Raw genomic sequence first — 15,111 nt, 5'->3', positions numbered from 1 at the left:
CCCCACCACACACGTTCCACCCACGTCAGCGACAAGCTCAGCACCAACGTCAGGAGCAACCCATGGCCATGATCACCGCAGTGCACGCCCGCCAGATCCTCGACTCCCGCGGCAACCCGACCGTGGAGGTCGAGGTGCTGCTGGAGGACGGCAGCTACGGCCGGGCGGCGGTGCCCTCGGGCGCCTCCACCGGTGCCTTCGAGGCCGTCGAGCGCCGTGACGGCGATAAGAAGGTCTACCTCGGCAAGGGCGTCCTCGACGCCGTGAAGGCCGTCGACGAGGAGATCGCCGAGGCCGTGATCGGTCTCGACGCGACCGACCAGCGGCTGGTCGACCGCACCATGCTCGACCTCGACGGCACGGACAACAAGGGCAGCCTCGGCGCCAACGCCATCCTGGGCGTCTCCCTGGCCGTGGCCCGCGCCGCCGCCAACGCCTCCGACCTCGAGCTCTACAAGTACCTGGGCGGGCCCAACGCCCACGTCCTCCCGGTGCCCATGATGAACATCCTCAACGGCGGCTCCCACGCCGACTCGAACGTGGACATCCAGGAGTTCATGATCGCCCCGATCGGCGCCGCGACGTTCTCCGAGGCCCTGCGCACCGGCGTGGAGGTCTACCACTCCCTCAAGGGCGTGCTCAAGGAGCGCGGCCTGGCCACCGGGCTGGGCGACGAGGGCGGCTTCGCCCCGAACCTCGAGTCCAACCGTGCCGCCCTCGACCTCATCTCCGAGGCGATCGAGAAGGCCGGGTACACCGTGGGCACCGACGTGGCGCTCGCCCTGGACGTGGCCTCCTCCGAGTTCTTCGAGAACGGCAAGTACAGCTTCGAGGGCAAGCAGCTCAGCGCCGCGGAGATGACCTCCTACTACGAGGAGCTCGTGCGCGACTACCCGATCGTGTCCATCGAGGACCCGCTGGACGAGGACGACTGGGCGGGCTGGCAGGCCCTCACCGCGTCCGTGGGCACCCAGGTCCAGATCGTGGGCGACGACCTGTTCGTCACCAACCCGGAGCGGCTGGCCCGCGGCATCGACGAGGGCGCCGGCAACGCCCTGCTGGTGAAGGTCAACCAGATCGGCTCCCTCACGGAGACCTTCGACGCCATCTCCCTGGCCCAGCGGCACATGTTCCACTGCATGATCTCCCACCGCTCGGGCGAGACCGAGGACACCACGATCGCGGACATCGCGGTGGCCACCAACGCCGGGCAGATCAAGACCGGGGCGCCGGCCCGCTCCGAGCGCGTGGCCAAGTACAACCAGCTGCTGCGCATCGAGGAGGAGCTCGGGGACGCCGCGCGCTACGCGGGGGCCTCCGCGTTCCCGCGCTACACCGCGAAGTGACCACCGGCGGCTGACCGGCCCCGCCGGTCCGTCGTCGTGCGGGGGGAGCGGCCGTTCCCGGCGGCCGCTCCCCCCGTGAGCGCTACACTGGTCCCCGTCCCCGCCCTTCCCCCGTGAGGTCGCCATGCCCGCTCCCCGCCCGCGCACCACCCGCCTGCTCGGCGGGCGCGACGCCGCGCCGGGCACCCGCGGGCGCGACGGCGGGACGGGCGGCGGCCCGGGCCACGGGCCGGGTGGCGGGTCCAGCGCCGTGGGGTCGCCGGTCCCCGCCCGCACCTTCAGCGGGCGGTTCCTGATCCTCACCCTCGTGGCCGTGCTCATCGTGTTCCTGGCGGCGCCGACCACCAAGATCTTCCTCGAGCAGCGGGCGGAGATCGCCCAGCTCGAGCGCGCCATCGCCGCCATGGAGGCCCAGCAGGCCTCCCTGGAGGACCAGGTGGACCAGTGGTCGGACGAGACCTACGTCAAGCAGCAGGCCCGGGACCGGCTCCTCTACGTGATGCCGGGGGAGCGGTCCTACCTCGTGGTGGGCGCCGAGGAGATGGACGGCGCCGTGGTGGACTCCTCGGCGGCGCAGGTCGAGGCCGAGAAGCCCGCCTGGGTGGACGCCCTCTGGCAGTCCGTGGTGGCCTCCGCCTACGAGGACGCCCGTCCCGCGGCGGGCACGGGAGCCGCCGGGGACACGGACGCCGGCGGGGAACCGGCCGGCAGCGAGGACGCGGACACCGCCGAGGACGCGGGCACCGCCGCCGAGCCGGGCGGCACCGACGAGCCCGCGGCCCCCGGACAGCCGGGCAGCACGGACGAGCCCGGCGCGGGCCAGGACCCCGGCACCACCGAGCAGGCAGAGCAGACAGAGCAGAGCGTCCCGGCCGCCCCGGCGGACGGGGCCGGCGCGCCGCAGGACGCGGCGACGGACAGCCGCGGCAGCGCCGCGGAGTGAGGAACGGCGTGAACCCCCAGCACGGACACGAGCCCGGCGACCGGCCGGCCCCCGCACCCCGGGGACTCGGCGTGACGGCCGCGACGGTCGAGCCCACGGCCCTGGACCTCCAGGTGCTCTCCCGGCAGCTCGGGCGTCCTGTGCGCGACGTCGTCGAGATCCCGGCCCGGTGCACGTGCGGGAACCCGCTCGTGGCGGCCACCGCGCCGCGGCTGGCCAACGGCACCCCGTTCCCCACGGTGTTCTACCTGGCCCACCCCGTGATCACCGCGGCGGTGTCCCGGCTCGAGGCCGCCGGCCTGATGTACACGATGACGGACCGCATCGCCGAGGACGAGGCGCTGGCCGCAGCCCACCGGGCCGCGCACGAGGATTACCTCGCCGAGCGCGCCCGGATCGGTGCCGCGGCCGGCACCGGACCCGTGCCCGAGATCGAGGGCATCTCCGCCGGCGGCATGCCCGTGCGGGTCAAGTGCCTGCACGTGCTCGCCGGCCACGCGCTCGCGGCCGGGCCCGGCGTGAACCCGCTCGGCGACGAGACCCTCACCGCCATCGCCGAGTGGTGGACCCCCGACGCCTGCCACTGCGACCCCGCCTGGCGCGAGGCCTGAGACCCACCCGCCCCCGACACCCCCGAGGACTCCCCATGCGCACAGGCGCCATCGACTGCGGCACGAACTCCATCCGACTGCTCATCGCCGACACCCGGGAGGAGCAGGGCCGCACGGTGCTCGACGACGTGGTGCGCGAGATGCGCGTGGTCCGGCTCGGCCAGGGCGTGGACGCCACCGGGTGGCTGGCAGAGGCGGCGCTCGAGCGCACGTTCGCGGCCACGGACGAGTACGCCCGGCTGCTGGCGGAGCACGGGGTGGAGCAGCTGCGCTTCGTGGCCACGAGCGCCACCCGCGACGCCGGCAACCGGGACGTCTTCCTCGCCGGGATCCGCGAGCGCCTCGGCGTGACCCCCGAAGTCATCAGCGGCGACGAGGAGGCCGAGCTGTCCTTCCGCGGCGCCGCGGCCGCCGTGGGCGGCGCGGATCCGGAGGACCGGGTCCTGGTGATCGACCTCGGCGGCGGGTCGACCGAGTTCGTGCTGGGCAACGCCCAGGGGGTGCGCGCGGAGCGCAGCGTGGACATCGGCTGCGTCCGCCTGACCGAGCGCCACCTCGGCTCCAACCCGCCCACCGCCGCCCAGCAGGAGGCCGTGCTGCGCGACGTCGACCACGCCGTGGACGTGGTCCTGCAGACCGTGCCCCTCGCGGAGGCCACCCACCTCGTGGGCGTCGCGGGCACCATCACGACCGTCACGGCGCACGCCCTCGGGCTGTCCGCCTACGACCCCGCGGCCATCGACGGCACCGAGCTGCCCGCCGAGCGGATCGCGCAGGCGTGCCGGGAGCTCACGGCCATGACCCGCGCGGAGCGCGCCGCGCTGCCCTACATGCATGAGGGCCGTGTCGACGTCATCGGCGGCGGCGCCCTCGTGTGGCGGCGGATCGTCGAGCGGGTGGGCGCCGCCACCGGTGGGCGGGTGGACTCGGCGATCGCGAGCGAGCACGATATTTTGGACGGGATCGCCCTGTCCCAGGTCGGCTGACCCGCCCGGACCCCCCGACCCGGAAGGACACATGTCTTCCAGCGCACCCCGCCCCCGCCCCCCGCGCCACCGCGCCCTCACCCGGTGGGGCGCGGTGGGGGCGGCCTCGGCCGTGGTCGGCGCCGGCGCGCTGGTCCTGCCCGGGGCGGGGCCGGCGCAGGCCCGGCCCCCGGAGCCCGGCCCCGCCCCCAGCATCCCGCTCGAGGACCCCGTCAGCGTGGCACCCCCACCCGGTGACGGCGCCACCCCCGCCCCGGACACCTCCCGCATCGCCGAGGACGGGATCCGACCGATGCAGTACTGGCTGGACGAGTACGGCGTGCGGGAGGCCTGGGCGGAGTCCACGGGGGAGGGCGTGCGCATCGCCGTCATCGACACCGGGGTGGACGGCTCGCACCAGGACCTGGAGGGCGCCGTGGTGGCCGGCACCGACGTCTCGGGCGGCGGCTCCGCCGACGGCCAGGAGGGTCTCGGCACCGAGCCCGAGCACGGGACCCTCGTGGCGTCCGTGGCCGCGGGCCGCGGCCACGTGCCCCAGGGCGGTCGGGACGACGACGCCCCGGGCCGGCCCGCCGGCATCGTGGGCGTGGCCCCGGACGCCGAGGTGCTCGCCGTGTCCACCTGGCTGGGCGACGAGAGCCCGGAGGTCCGCAGCGTCGACGAGCAGCTCCCGGACGCCGTCCGGTGGGCCGTGGACAACGGGGCGGACGTCATCAACATGTCGGTGGGCTCCAACGCCACCTCGTGGCCCGAGAGCTGGGACGAGGCCTTCCTCTACGCCGAGGAGAAGGACGTGCTCGTCGTCGCCTCCGCGGGTAACCGGGGGTCGGGGCTCGTCCAGGTCGGCGCCCCCGCCACCATCCCCGGCGTGCTGACGGTGGGCGGCGTGGGCCGCACGGGAGAGGCGAGCTGGGAGTCCTCCTCGCAGGGGATCTCGATCGCCGTGGCCGGCCCGTCCGAGGACATGGTGGGCGCCATCCCCGGCGACCGCTACGCCTCGTGGGCCGGGACGTCCGCGTCCGCCCCGGTGGTGGCCGGCACCGCCGCGCTGATCAAGGCGAAGTGGCCGGAGATGAGCTCCGCCCAGATCGCCAACCGCATCGTCTCCACCGCCCGGGACACCGGCTCGCCGGGCAAGGACCCGCTCTACGGGTACGGGGTGCTGGACGTCGAGGCCGCGCTCACGGAGGACGTCCCCGAGGTCGACCGCAGTCCCCTCGGCAGCATGGAGCAGTGGGTGCGGGTGCACCGCCGCAGCGCCGCGGCGACCCCCACGGCGGGCCCGGCCGAGAGCTCGGCGCCCGTCACGGAGGAGGTCGAGGCGGAGGTCGCCCCGCCCGAGCCCGTCGCCCCGATCGACGAGACCGGGCTGCTGCCCGTCGTGGTGCTCGCCGGGTTCGGGCTGCTCGTGCTGGGCCTCACGGCGGGTGCCGTGGTGCACATCCGCCGCATCGTGGCCGCCGACCCGGACGGGGGCCCGGGCGGCCGTCCCTGAGGCGTGCGCCGGAACACGGCGCGGAGGCCCCGGACGAGAACCGATATCGACAGCGTTCTGAGTAGACTCGGGGGCATGTCTTTCACTCAACTGGCCAAGGACCGTCCGCGCCTTCTGATCGTCGGCGGCGGCTACGTCGGCTTCACCGTGGCGCAGGAACTGCAGAAGCGGATCAAGGACTCCGGCGGAGTCGTGACCGTGGTGGATCCCAACCCGTACATGATGTACCTCCCCTTCCTGCCCGAGGTGGCCGGCGGCAACGTCTCCGCCCGCAGCGCGGTGGTGCCCCACCGGCAGCACCTCAAGGACTGCGAGATCGTCACCGGGCACGTGCTCGGCGTCGACCACGCGAACCGCACCGCGACCGTCAAGGGCATCGACGAGGGCGAGACCTTCGAGCTGACCTACGACGAGGTCGTCATCGCCGGCGGCTCCGTGACCCGCGCCTTCCCGATCGAGGGCCTCGCCGAGAACGGCATCGGCCTCAAGACCATCGAGGAGGCCGTGGCGGTGCGCAACTGGGTGCTCGAGCGCATCGAGGTCGCCTCCCTCACCACCGACGAGGAGGCCAAGCGCCGGGCGCTGACCTTCGTGGTGGTCGGCGGCGGCTACGCCGGCACCGAGACGATCGCCGAGATCGAGGACATGGCCCGCAGCGCCGTCGAGCGCAACGAGCGGCTCACGGTCTCCGACCTGCGCTTCGTGCTCATCGAGGCCATGGGCCGGATCATGCCCGAGGTCTCCGAGGAGCGCGCGGAGAAGGTCGTGGCGCACCTGCGCAGCCGCGGCATCGAGGTGCTGCTCAACACGTCGCTCGCCTCCGCGGTGGACAAGCACCTGAAGCTCGTCAACATGCAGGACAAGTCCCCGGCCGGCGAGTTCGGCACCGACACCCTGATCTGGACCGCCGGGGTGCAGGCGAACCCGCTCGTCAAGAGCACGGACTTCCCGCTCGACGAGCGCGGCCGCGTCCGTGCCGGGGCCGACCTGCGGATCACCGGCGACGACGGGCCCCTCGAGGGCGCCTGGGCCGCCGGCGACGTCTCCGCCGTCCCGGACCTCACCGGTGGGGGAGTCGGCGGGTTCTGCGTCCCCAACGCCCAGCACGCGGTGCGCCAGGCGCACACGATGGCCAAGAACATCATGGCCGCCCGCGCAGGCAAGCCGCTCGAGGACTACTACCACGAGAACCTCGGCGCGGTCGCCGGGCTCGGCCTCTACAAGGGCGTGGCCAGCATCAAGGGCCTCCCCGGTCTGCCGGCGAAGGGCCTGGAGTTCTCCGGCGTCGCCGCGTGGGCGATGCACCGGCTCTACCACGGCTACGCGATCCCCACCGTGGACCGCAAGGCCCGCGTCTTCACCGAGTGGGCCCTGAACTTCGTGTTCGGCCGGGACACCACCACGCTGCGCCACGAGCGGGACCCGCGCACGCGGTTCCAGACCGCCGCCGGCAAGGCCCCCGCCCCGCGCAAGGCCAACCTCTGATCCGATCCGTCCACCGCTCGACCCCGTCCCGGCCACGTGCCGCGGCGGGGTCGAGCTGTTCCACGGGGCCGTGACGCCCCCGGCCCGGCCCCCGTGGCGCCTGCCCCGGGGCCGGCAGGCCGCCCGTCCGTCAGTGGGTGTTCCGGGGGTGGGCGATCTCGCGGGCGTCCAGTTCCACGCTCAGCTCCTGGTGGCGCTCGAGCGTGACCGGGTGGGCGCCGGACGCGCTGCCGAGGTACTCGCGGTCGAGCTGCCGGCCGACCCTGCTGTGCAGGACGTGCAGCTCGGCCAGGGACAGCTCGGTCAGGTCGGCCGGGAACGCGTCCTCCGGCGCCAGGTAGGTCCTGCCGGTGGGCCGGGCGACGACCTCGCTCATACCGCGGTCGTCCGGAACGGCATCGGGGTGCACCCGCACGGGGCGGGGACGGGGGGACGTCCGGATCCCGGCAGGAACCGGTGGGACGGGAGAGCGGGGTGGTGCACGGGAGCAGCCTCCTGCGGATGCGACGACATCGCGGCCGGCTGCTCGACCACCGTGCCAGCGTACTGGATCCTGCGCCCGGCCGACAGGCGCGGTTCCCGGCCGCGGCCCCGGCCCGTCCTGGTGGTGGGAGCGGGACGAGGCGATAGGGTGGGCGGCGTCCCGGTGACGCGTGCGGGACCGGCCCCCATAGCCCAATCGGCAGAGGCAGCGGACTTAAAATCCGCTCAGTGTCAGTTCGAGTCTGACTGGGGGCACGAAGAATCGTTGGCAATCCGCCCAGACTGGCGGAGTTGCTCACCGTCACTTGGGGCCGATTCGCCATTTGGCCGCCATTTCCGACATGGAATCTGCACCGGAGGCGGCCCGAGGTCCGGTGGGAGCGCGTTCTGCGGTCGCCATCCGACTGGCAGTCCAAAAAGCACTCCACCAGGCTCGACGCGAGGCTCGACGCCGACGATTTCCACCATGAGGTCATTCTGGCCGAGCATTGCTACCCGGTGCTGCTCGCCGTCTCGGCCGCGCTGTTCCTGGCCGCCGGCGGCTTCCTGATGTCCGGGGACTGATCGCCTTCGCCACGGGCGGCGCGCGCCGACAGGGGCGTTGCGTGCTGCGCGGCCACGCCCCCCGACGTGGCCTGCGCTGTGTCGGGCCGCTCATGAGCTGCTCACCGACAGCTTCAGCTTAGAGAGCCTGACCGCACCCCGGCAGCCCCACTTCCGTGCACAAGCATGTGGTGCTGCGACGCCGATTGCCTGGACGACTTCGGCGCCTCGACGATCCGCAGGCCCGGAACATCCTCGGCGACTTGGTAGGCGACGGCCCGCCACCACCTGGCCGTGAGCGGCAACGGTGCGCCCGGCAGATCGAGGGCCGGCATGTCGGCGTCGCGGTCGTAGACCTCGAAGACCGGGTCGGGCCCGGTGTGCTCGAGCAGGTGGGCGGCCAGGTGATCTGCGACCTCGGCGGTGTACGCCTCGATCCGTTCCACGTCCTCGCGCACGACCTTCAGCTCGATCGGCGTCATCCGCCCGTCGGCCGGCGACTGCACCGCGGGCACCGACTGCGGGCGGGACTGCGCCCAGGCGGCCAGGTCCTCGCTCACGAGCCCTCCACCGTCTGCCCGGTGTCGTCCTCGGGGTGGGCGGCGCCGAAGGCCCAGTTCCACGGGGTGGTCAGGAAGTCGTAGGCGTCCTGCGGGAAGCCGTCGGCGTCGATCAGGTCCCGGGCGGCGAGGGCGATCAGGGCGTGGGCCACGGGCATCTGAAAGCTGGTGGCGGTGGCTTCGGCGGCGCGCTCCAGGGCGTCTCCGGACGGGGGAGCGGAGTCGGGGCGGGTGTGCCGGTGCATCAGGAGGAACAAGTCGGTGGCGATCGCCTGCGACAGGCTCCGCCACGACCCGAGGATCTGGTCCAGGGCGTCCTGGCGCCCGGCGGCGGCCGCGGCGCCGACCGCCAGCTTCACGGCAGCCTGACCGAGCGCGTCGTAGTCCACCTCGACGGGGGTGTTGTCGGTGACGAACTTCTGGTGGAGCTCGGCGGCCTTGCGCAGCGCCTGCGACTGCTCGAGGCCGATGTCCGCAGCCTTCTGGAAGACGGCCTGGACCTGCGGGCCCTGGGGACCGGCCGCGGCGGCGAGGACCTCGGGGTTCTGCCAGGTGGGGGTGCTCATCGCGCGGTGCTCCTCGGGGAGTCGGAGGCGGTGAGCGACGTGTTCGCCCGGTGCCTGCTGGTCGCACCGTAGCAGTCGTCCCGACGGCGACAACGAGCCTTCAAGAGCCGGTAAGCGTCTGGCCGCGTTCGCCGCTCGAGCCGAAGGCTTGCTCGAGAGATGTCCTCGAAACGCTTCCGGCCCCTAGGAGGCGCGGACCTTCAGCGCGTCCTCGGCGTTGAAGTCATCAGGGCCCACCGGCCAACGGCAAACCTCGCCGTCCAGGTCGGAACCGAGCCAGCCCAGCGGCAGCGGGTCCATCACGGAGAGCATCTTCGCCTCGGCGGCGAAGCGGGTGGGACCGGGGACGTTCACCGCGACGCGGCCCGTGGCCCGGATCTTCAGCACCAGCAACCTTCCGGTCTCGAAGCAGTACTCCCCATCCACCTCGACACCCGTCACACCTCCGCTACCGCGGCCGACCCGCACGACCTGAGGGCCGCGAGCAGGAGAGCATTTCGTGCTCGAACACCGGCGCGGAGACACCTGCCCTACCGGGCGTGGCCTCAGCCCCTCGGCGCGCCCTCCGTGAGACGGTCGAAGGCATCGGAGGCTTGTGTCGGTGAAGCGGAGGAGCAGCAGATGATGACCCGGTGCACGCGCGCGATGCTGGCGGTGACGATCGCTCTCGTCGTCGCTGGTTGCTCGCAGGACTCGGTCGACCTGTACGCCGGCGAGCAGACCGAGGACGACACGCTTCCCGCGGAGATCGATGCCGCGGAGTACGGCTGGGATGCCGACAGCTCTCGGTTGCTGGCCATCCACGAGGGCGCCGAGTTCTACCTCGTGGCCGGGGAGGAAGGCGACTGCCTGCTCACCTACGACCCGACGGCAGCCGGGGACTGGGTCGCTGGTTGCACTCCCGGCGAGCGCGTGGGCACCAGCGGGCAGTTGGGCATCAAGGCGGACTTCGCTCCGGCCGGCCTTCCAGGGGAGGAACCAGAGGGATGGGTGCGGCTCACCCCACAGCTGCAGATCGAGACCGGCTGATCCAGTCGCGTCGCGGCGACAGACTGCGTGCCGCCGGCGGCCGTGAGGGATGTCGGCCGTTGTTCCGGGGATCGGGTCTACCCCCGGCCGGTGTGGTCGGCGATCATGAGGCATGGCCGAGCGCGCAGACCCGGAGGAGACACCGCAGTTCGTCACGTTCCAGCCGTGCCGGATCCGGATCGCGATCGTCGTCGTGTTCCTCGTGCTGATCGTGGTCGCGGCCGCGCTCGTGCCGGAGGGACCGTATCTGCTGACGACCGGACCTGTCTTCGTAGTCGGCTACACAGCGCTCTCGTTCGTTGTGCATCGATCGGTCGTCCTCAGTCTGGGGGACCACGCCGTGGAGATCCGGCAGGGCTGGCGCAAGCAGCAGCAGATCCCGTACGAGCAGATCACCGAAGCAGCCGTCGGGCCGCGCACCGAGTGGTGGCGCATCGGCCGGCGTCGCCTGACGGGTGGGGCCACCGGCTACCTGATGGGCGGGCCCAGCGTGCGCATCAGCACCGGGGCGGAGTCGGTGGTGGTCTCGGCCGAGGAGTCCTACCGAGTCGTCGGGGCGATCCAGCGTCAGCGCGAGCACGTCATCGCCGAGCGAGCATCAGGCACGGAACCGACCGGGCGCTGAGACAACCGCGCCGGCGCCACAGCAAGGGAGAACAACGAGATGAGACCACTTCGATACTCGATCAACGTCACGCTCGACGGCTGCTGCCATCACGAGGCCGGGCTTCCCCCGGACGAGGAGTCGATGCGCTACTGGACCGCTGAGATGGAGCGAGCCGATGCCCTGCTGTTCGGCCGGGTGACCTACGAGATGATGGAGTCGGCGTGGCGGAAGCCGGCCACGGGCCCGTGGCCTGACTGGATGGAGGAGTGGGAGATCCCGTTCGCCGAGGCCATCGACCGGGTGAAGAAGTACGTCGTGTCGAGCACACTGAGCGAGGTCGATTGGAACGCCGAGCTGGTGCGAGGCGACCTGGGCCAAGCGGTTCAACGGCTCAAGCAGGAGCCGGGCGAGGGTCTGTGGGTGGGTGGCGTGACGCTGCCGACGGCGTTGGCTGATCTGGGACTGATCGACGAGTACGAGTTCGTGGTGCAACCGGTCCTTGCCGGACACGGGCCGACGCTGCTCGCCGGTCTGCGCGAGCGCATCCAGCTCGAGCTCGTGGACCGCCATGAGCTCCGGTCGGGAGCGGTCGCCCAGCGATACCGGCCCACGCGAGTCACGGCCTGACGACCCGAGCCAGGACAGCGGCCGGCCGATGCCCGGGTACTGGGAGAAGCACCACGACCGGACACCCGAGCACGTGCCGCACCTGCCGGTCCCCGGCGTCGTGCGCTCCGTCCAGGCGCTGCACTACGCCTTCGACGAGGGCGCGGACCCCGGCGAGCTGATCATCCGCCCCGACAGCGAAGTGGCCGTGGAGCTCGACGCCGTTCCCGGCGCCGGGACGCAGCTACCGGGGCGCACGCGGGAGCACGAGGTGCTGGCCTACCGGGTGCAGCTGGAGGTCGCCGACGACGCGGAGCTGCCGGCCTACGTGCCGGACGAGCAGGCCTTGCTCGTTCCGGTCATCGGGTCGTCGACCGGTGCGGCAGGTGCGCTATTCGGGTGCAGTCGTTGGTACGGCGGACACGCCCCAGAAGGCCTCGTAGCCCTCGGCTTCAGCTGCCACCGTGACCGTCTCCGGCGTCGTGTCGTCGGGGGCGCCGAGCTGCACGGTCGTGGTCACCGGTGAGCCCGCGCAGTCCCCTTCGCCGTAGGACCCGTGTTCCCCGATCAGACTGATCCGTCCGGAGGATCGATCGGCGTCAGCCCCCCGGTCAGCCGGTGCGCACGCCATCGTGACCGCGTACCACCCGGGCTCCACATCGGTCGTCGAACCGGTGGCGCGACTGCCGTCGGTGCCGGTGCTGCCGGCGATGGAGAATCCTCCCTCGGCGACAGCAGGAAGGGTGTTGGCCGCCCACGTTTCGAGGTCGACCGAGGGAGCCGACGAGGACTCCGTTGACGGGGCGCAGGCTGTGATCATCAGCAGCACAGCGGCGGCAGCCAGGGCTGCGGACGTACGGCTTGTCATGTCCGTCACCCTAGTGCCCCGCCGGGGCAGCAGGCCGTCAGCCGGTGCGCTCGGCGGCGTGCAGGGCGTCCAGGTAGGCCCAGGCGCGGCGGGCGCGGAGGACCGGGACCACTGCGATCAGCATCATCACGACGGCGGTCACCGCCCACCACGTCTCGGTGCGCAGGATCCAGACGGCGACGACGCCGGCGATCCCGGCCACGATCGTGGTCGCCGACTCCAGCTGAGTGCAAGCCAGCACCCCGGCGGCGACGCGGGTGCCCGGATCGTCCGGGACCAGACCGGAGGAGGCGGTGATCCCGATCGATCGGCGCAGCGCTCCCTTGTCCTGGTGGACGTCGAGACGGGCACGGGGCGCCTGGACGAGGCGCTGTGCGATGAGCGCCAGTCCCAGGAGCAGAGCCGGTCCGAAGGTGACCCAGGGGCTGCGTGCGGTACCGCTGTCGTCCAGTCCCCAGTGGACCAGGGCTGGGAACCCGACCGTGAGCACGGCGGCCGCCGGCACGGCGCGGGCGAGGACCTGGCCGCCGGTCGGCACGGGCACCTCGGCGGTCTGCCGGGCGGACTCGTTCATGGTGCCGAGGCTACCGGCCCCGTCCGGGCACCGGCGCGCACGGCCACGAGGCCGGCGGCGGAGATCGTGACGCCGGCGGGTCATCGCAGGAGGTTCCGCTGCAGCCACAGGGTGCACCACATCTTCAGGCGCAGCTCGTCCCAGCCGGGGACGTCGACGATCAGGGCGGCGGGTCCGTACCGGTGGACCGATACGACGCCGTCGCGATCGCACAGCTCGGAGATCAGCAGGGGCACGATCTCCGGGCGCTCGGCCGGGATGTCTTCGCGCAGGCCCAGGTCGAAGCAGTCGAGCTCGGCGACGACCGTCACCAGCGGCTCGTCGACGGCAGCGGCCTCCGGTCCTCGCCCGTTCAGAGCTTCGACGGTCCGCTGGACGTGGGTGCGCATCTCGGTGCCGGACATCGGATCGCGGCCGTGGGCGGACTGGTAGACGCTGTAGAGCGGCAGGGCCGGCAGGAAGATCTGGTGGTGGTCCGAGGCGAGCACCGGGTAGTTCAGCAGCGGGTGGTCACTGATGCGGTGCTCACCGACCTGCCAGGACGCAGCGGGGACCGCGGCGGTCAGGAGCTGGCCGAGGTAGGTGGCGAAGCCGTCGACGAGTGCGATCGTGGCGGCCGGTGGGTGCGGGTCCACGAGTCGTCCGTGGCGTGCCCAGGACGGCCAGGAGGGGCGGGTGGCATCGTCTTCCAGTGACCGCGGGTCGACGCCGAGCCGCGCGGCTCGAGCGGTGAGCTATGCCCGCAGCGGGGAGACGGAGTAGAGGGACCCGTCGAGCGTCTCACGCGTGTCCAAGCCGCCGCCGGTCAGTGCTGAGCGAAGCCTCTCCAGGGCCGGTTCGCGTTCGGCGAGGTAGACGTCGAGGGCGTCGGCGGTCTGGCGCGCGTCCATCGATTCGTACGGCTGGTCTCCCATGGGCGTGACCCTACTGCCGGGTTCGCAAGCTGCGGAACCTCTGGTGCGCTTCGCGGCCAGCCGACCCGGCGGATCGTGCTGAAGGCCTCCCGGCTGCCACCCTCCGTGTGCGTGACAGCCCGGGGGTGCGGGGACAACGGCGGGTGGGAGGATAGCTTGAGACCATGGCCGACCCCCGACGAGCACTCTGCTGCGCTCCCTGCGTCCTCGACTCCGGTCAGGCATCGACGATGCCCGCCGCCCCGCTGGTGCGCGGCGGTTCTGGGATGCCCGGGTGAGCACCGTGCTGTACGCGGTCTGGGCGCTGTTCGTCGCCGGGGCCGCCGGCTCCGTCGTCCACACGGTCCGGAAGAACAGGCGGCACGAGCGGCTGACCGCCCACTGGCCGAGGGCGGAGGCCACCGTGACCGGCAGCCGGGCCGGCTGGACCAGCGGCGTCGGCAGCACCAGCCGGTCACGCCGCTTCTGGCCCACGTACCGGTTCGCCGACCTGCACGGCACAGCGTTCACCGGGGCGTCGGAGATCTCCTGCGGCGCACGGCCTGTGCCGGGGACGGTCGTGGAGGTGGCCTACAACCCGGAGGACCCGACGGAGTCCTTCCAGGTCTCGAACCAGACGAGGGTCGCGTTGGGCTGCCTCATCCCGTTCTTCGTCGTCTTCGCCGCCGTCCTGTTCTGGTTCATCACCGTCGTCCCGCTGCCATGACCACAACCTGTCCCTCGTGGAGGGGGCCGCTCTCCAGTCGATGGCGGCCCCGGCCGCCGAACCGATGAGCAGACGTGGGCGTCATGCCCGGGCAGCGGCAACCAGGGGAGAAGTAGTCGCTGCGCTTGCGCGCCCCACCGTTCATCCCACCCATCAGCGAGGACAGGCCATGATGCAGGACCGCCAGCGGCGTGATGACGCCATACGGGCAGAGCACCAGCGGGCGCTGGCGAGAGGTGAGAAGCGGGTGCTCCGCACGACGGCCACCGGCGCGCTGCACAGCTACGCCGGTGACGAGATCGGGTTCACTCCGGGCCGCGGCCATGTGCAGGTCAGCACCTGGTGGGGCATGGGCATCGTGACGACGGTGCTCTGGATCGGCTTCGTCTTCTCCTGGGTGCTGCTCTTCGCCCCCGTGGCGCAGGGCGAGCCGCCGATGTGGAGCGCCCTGTTCCTCACCGGGATCGGAGGGCTCATCGGCTGGTACACCTTCAGGATGGCCAGGGACGAGTACCGCGCGTCCAGGGTGCGCAAGCAACGCGGCGTCCCCGAGCCCGGCACCAGCGGGAGCCTGCCCTCGTAGCGGATGACCGCAGGCCGCGGCCTCTGCCGGCGCCGTCGAAGCTGTCGGGACCCGAGCGGACCACCTCGAGCACACGAGGCGCGGGCGCTCTAGTTGTGATGTCCAGGGAGGTTGTCCCGCCGCAAGGCGGTGAGTCTGTCGACGCCGGACGAATACTGAGCAGATGCGACGGTCGAAAAGTGAGCACTCGACGATTGGAGTGTGAT

Annotated in this window: 20 protein-coding genes and 1 tRNA gene; 14 read left to right on the top strand and 7 right to left on the bottom strand. The window is 72.3% G+C overall.

The features are described 5' to 3' along the window. The first annotated feature begins 62 nt into the window (after positions 1–62). The 6 genes from eno to RF640_RS10865 all read left to right on the top strand — a co-directional run bounded on the left by eno (position 63) and on the right by RF640_RS10865 (position 6,866). Positions 63–1,346 (top strand): phosphopyruvate hydratase, encoded by a 1,284-nt coding sequence (gene eno / locus RF640_RS10890; RefSeq protein WP_017832195.1) that lies wholly within the window; start codon positions 63–65, stop codon positions 1,344–1,346. 124 nt (positions 1,347–1,470) lie between these two features. Continuing rightward, positions 1,471–2,289 (top strand): septum formation initiator family protein, encoded by an 819-nt coding sequence (locus RF640_RS10885; RefSeq protein ID WP_368827836.1) that lies wholly within the window; start codon positions 1,471–1,473, stop codon positions 2,287–2,289. 71 nt (positions 2,290–2,360) lie between these two features. After that, a complete protein-coding gene (locus RF640_RS10880; RefSeq protein ID WP_031282342.1) occupies positions 2,361–2,900 on the top strand; it encodes a DUF501 domain-containing protein in 540 nt (179 codons plus the stop codon). 35 nt (positions 2,901–2,935) lie between these two features. Next, complete coding sequence (locus tag RF640_RS10875) at positions 2,936–3,886, top strand: Ppx/GppA phosphatase family protein (RefSeq protein ID WP_017832198.1); 951 nt, start codon at positions 2,936–2,938, stop codon at positions 3,884–3,886. 31 nt (positions 3,887–3,917) lie between these two features. Further along, positions 3,918–5,381, top strand: a complete 1,464-nt coding sequence (locus RF640_RS10870; protein WP_368827834.1) for a S8 family serine peptidase — start codon at positions 3,918–3,920, stop codon at positions 5,379–5,381. Between the two features lie 75 nt (positions 5,382–5,456). Continuing rightward, entirely contained in the window at positions 5,457–6,866 is a 1,410-nt protein-coding gene (locus tag RF640_RS10865) for an NAD(P)/FAD-dependent oxidoreductase (RefSeq protein ID WP_017832200.1), read from the top strand. A gap of 130 nt (positions 6,867–6,996) precedes the next feature. On the opposite strand, the gene RF640_RS10860 is transcribed toward RF640_RS10865, so the two are convergent. Next, positions 6,997–7,242 carry a hypothetical protein gene (locus RF640_RS10860; RefSeq protein ID WP_109149403.1) on the bottom strand — a complete coding sequence of 82 codons (246 nt, stop codon included), beginning with the start codon at positions 7,240–7,242 and terminating at the stop codon, positions 6,997–6,999. A gap of 288 nt (positions 7,243–7,530) precedes the next feature. On the opposite strand from RF640_RS10860, the gene RF640_RS10855 reads away from it, so the two are divergent. After that, positions 7,531–7,604, top strand: a tRNA-Leu gene (locus tag RF640_RS10855). Between the two features lie 36 nt (positions 7,605–7,640). Further along, on the top strand, positions 7,641–7,913 hold the full coding sequence (locus tag RF640_RS10850) for a hypothetical protein (RefSeq protein WP_323632891.1): 273 nt from the start codon (positions 7,641–7,643) through the stop codon (positions 7,911–7,913). A 113-nt stretch (positions 7,914–8,026) separates the two neighbouring features. On the opposite strand, the gene RF640_RS10845 is transcribed toward RF640_RS10850, so the two are convergent. From RF640_RS10845 to RF640_RS10835, 3 genes are all read right to left on the bottom strand, one after another. After that, positions 8,027–8,452, bottom strand: coding sequence for a hypothetical protein (locus RF640_RS10845; protein ID WP_323632892.1), 426 nt, complete (start codon positions 8,450–8,452; stop codon positions 8,027–8,029). Then, positions 8,449–9,018, bottom strand: coding sequence for a hypothetical protein (locus RF640_RS10840; protein ID WP_323632894.1), 570 nt, complete (start codon positions 9,016–9,018; stop codon positions 8,449–8,451). The genes RF640_RS10845 and RF640_RS10840 overlap by 4 nt, the downstream gene beginning before the upstream one ends. Positions 9,019–9,201: 183 nt before the next feature. Continuing rightward, the gene (locus RF640_RS10835) at positions 9,202–9,459 is read right to left on the bottom strand and encodes a hypothetical protein (RefSeq protein ID WP_368827830.1); all 258 of its coding nucleotides are present in this window, start codon (positions 9,457–9,459) and stop codon (positions 9,202–9,204) included. A gap of 180 nt (positions 9,460–9,639) precedes the next feature. Here RF640_RS10835 and RF640_RS10830 point away from each other — a divergent pair, with 180 nt between their 5' ends. The 4 genes from RF640_RS10830 (at position 9,640) to RF640_RS10815 (ending at position 11,786) form a co-directional block, all read left to right on the top strand. Continuing rightward, on the top strand, positions 9,640–10,047 hold the full coding sequence (locus RF640_RS10830; RefSeq protein WP_368827828.1) for a hypothetical protein: 408 nt from the start codon (positions 9,640–9,642) through the stop codon (positions 10,045–10,047). 112 nt (positions 10,048–10,159) lie between these two features. Continuing rightward, positions 10,160–10,672 carry a hypothetical protein gene (locus tag RF640_RS10825; RefSeq protein ID WP_368827826.1) on the top strand — a complete coding sequence of 171 codons (513 nt, stop codon included), beginning with the start codon at positions 10,160–10,162 and terminating at the stop codon, positions 10,670–10,672. A 39-nt stretch (positions 10,673–10,711) separates the two neighbouring features. Continuing rightward, positions 10,712–11,281 carry a dihydrofolate reductase family protein gene (locus RF640_RS10820; protein ID WP_368827825.1) on the top strand — a complete coding sequence of 190 codons (570 nt, stop codon included), beginning with the start codon at positions 10,712–10,714 and terminating at the stop codon, positions 11,279–11,281. 28 nt (positions 11,282–11,309) lie between these two features. Next, positions 11,310–11,786, top strand: coding sequence for a hypothetical protein (locus RF640_RS10815; protein WP_368827823.1), 477 nt, complete (start codon positions 11,310–11,312; stop codon positions 11,784–11,786). 379 nt (positions 11,787–12,165) lie between these two features. Here the strand turns inward: RF640_RS10815 and RF640_RS10810 are convergent, their stop codons facing one another. From RF640_RS10810 to RF640_RS10800, 3 genes are all read right to left on the bottom strand, one after another. After that, positions 12,166–12,702, bottom strand: coding sequence for a hypothetical protein (locus RF640_RS10810; protein ID WP_368827821.1), 537 nt, complete (start codon positions 12,700–12,702; stop codon positions 12,166–12,168). Positions 12,703–12,782: 80 nt separating this feature from the next. Then, a complete protein-coding gene (locus RF640_RS10805) occupies positions 12,783–13,337 on the bottom strand; it encodes a hypothetical protein (protein WP_368827819.1) in 555 nt (184 codons plus the stop codon). A 99-nt stretch (positions 13,338–13,436) separates the two neighbouring features. After that, a complete protein-coding gene (locus RF640_RS10800) occupies positions 13,437–13,616 on the bottom strand; it encodes a hypothetical protein (RefSeq protein ID WP_368827817.1) in 180 nt (59 codons plus the stop codon). Between the two features lie 274 nt (positions 13,617–13,890). On the opposite strand from RF640_RS10800, the gene RF640_RS10795 reads away from it, so the two are divergent. Both RF640_RS10795 and RF640_RS10790 read left to right on the top strand, forming a co-directional pair. Then, the gene (locus RF640_RS10795) at positions 13,891–14,322 is read left to right on the top strand and encodes a DUF3592 domain-containing protein (protein ID WP_368827815.1); all 432 of its coding nucleotides are present in this window, start codon (positions 13,891–13,893) and stop codon (positions 14,320–14,322) included. Between the two features lie 169 nt (positions 14,323–14,491). Beyond that, positions 14,492–14,905: a hypothetical protein gene (locus RF640_RS10790; protein ID WP_368827813.1), complete on the top strand. Its 414-nt coding sequence runs from the start codon at positions 14,492–14,494 to the stop codon at positions 14,903–14,905. The last annotated feature ends 206 nt before the right edge of the window (positions 14,906–15,111 follow it).

Origin of the sequence: Kocuria sp. CPCC 205231, from assembly GCF_040980965.1 — a bacterium.
GTDB lineage: Bacteria > Actinomycetota > Actinomycetes > Actinomycetales > Micrococcaceae > Kocuria > Kocuria rosea.
The sequence above is the reverse complement of the archived record's forward strand: the minus strand, read 5'-3'. Positions and strand labels throughout refer to the sequence as shown.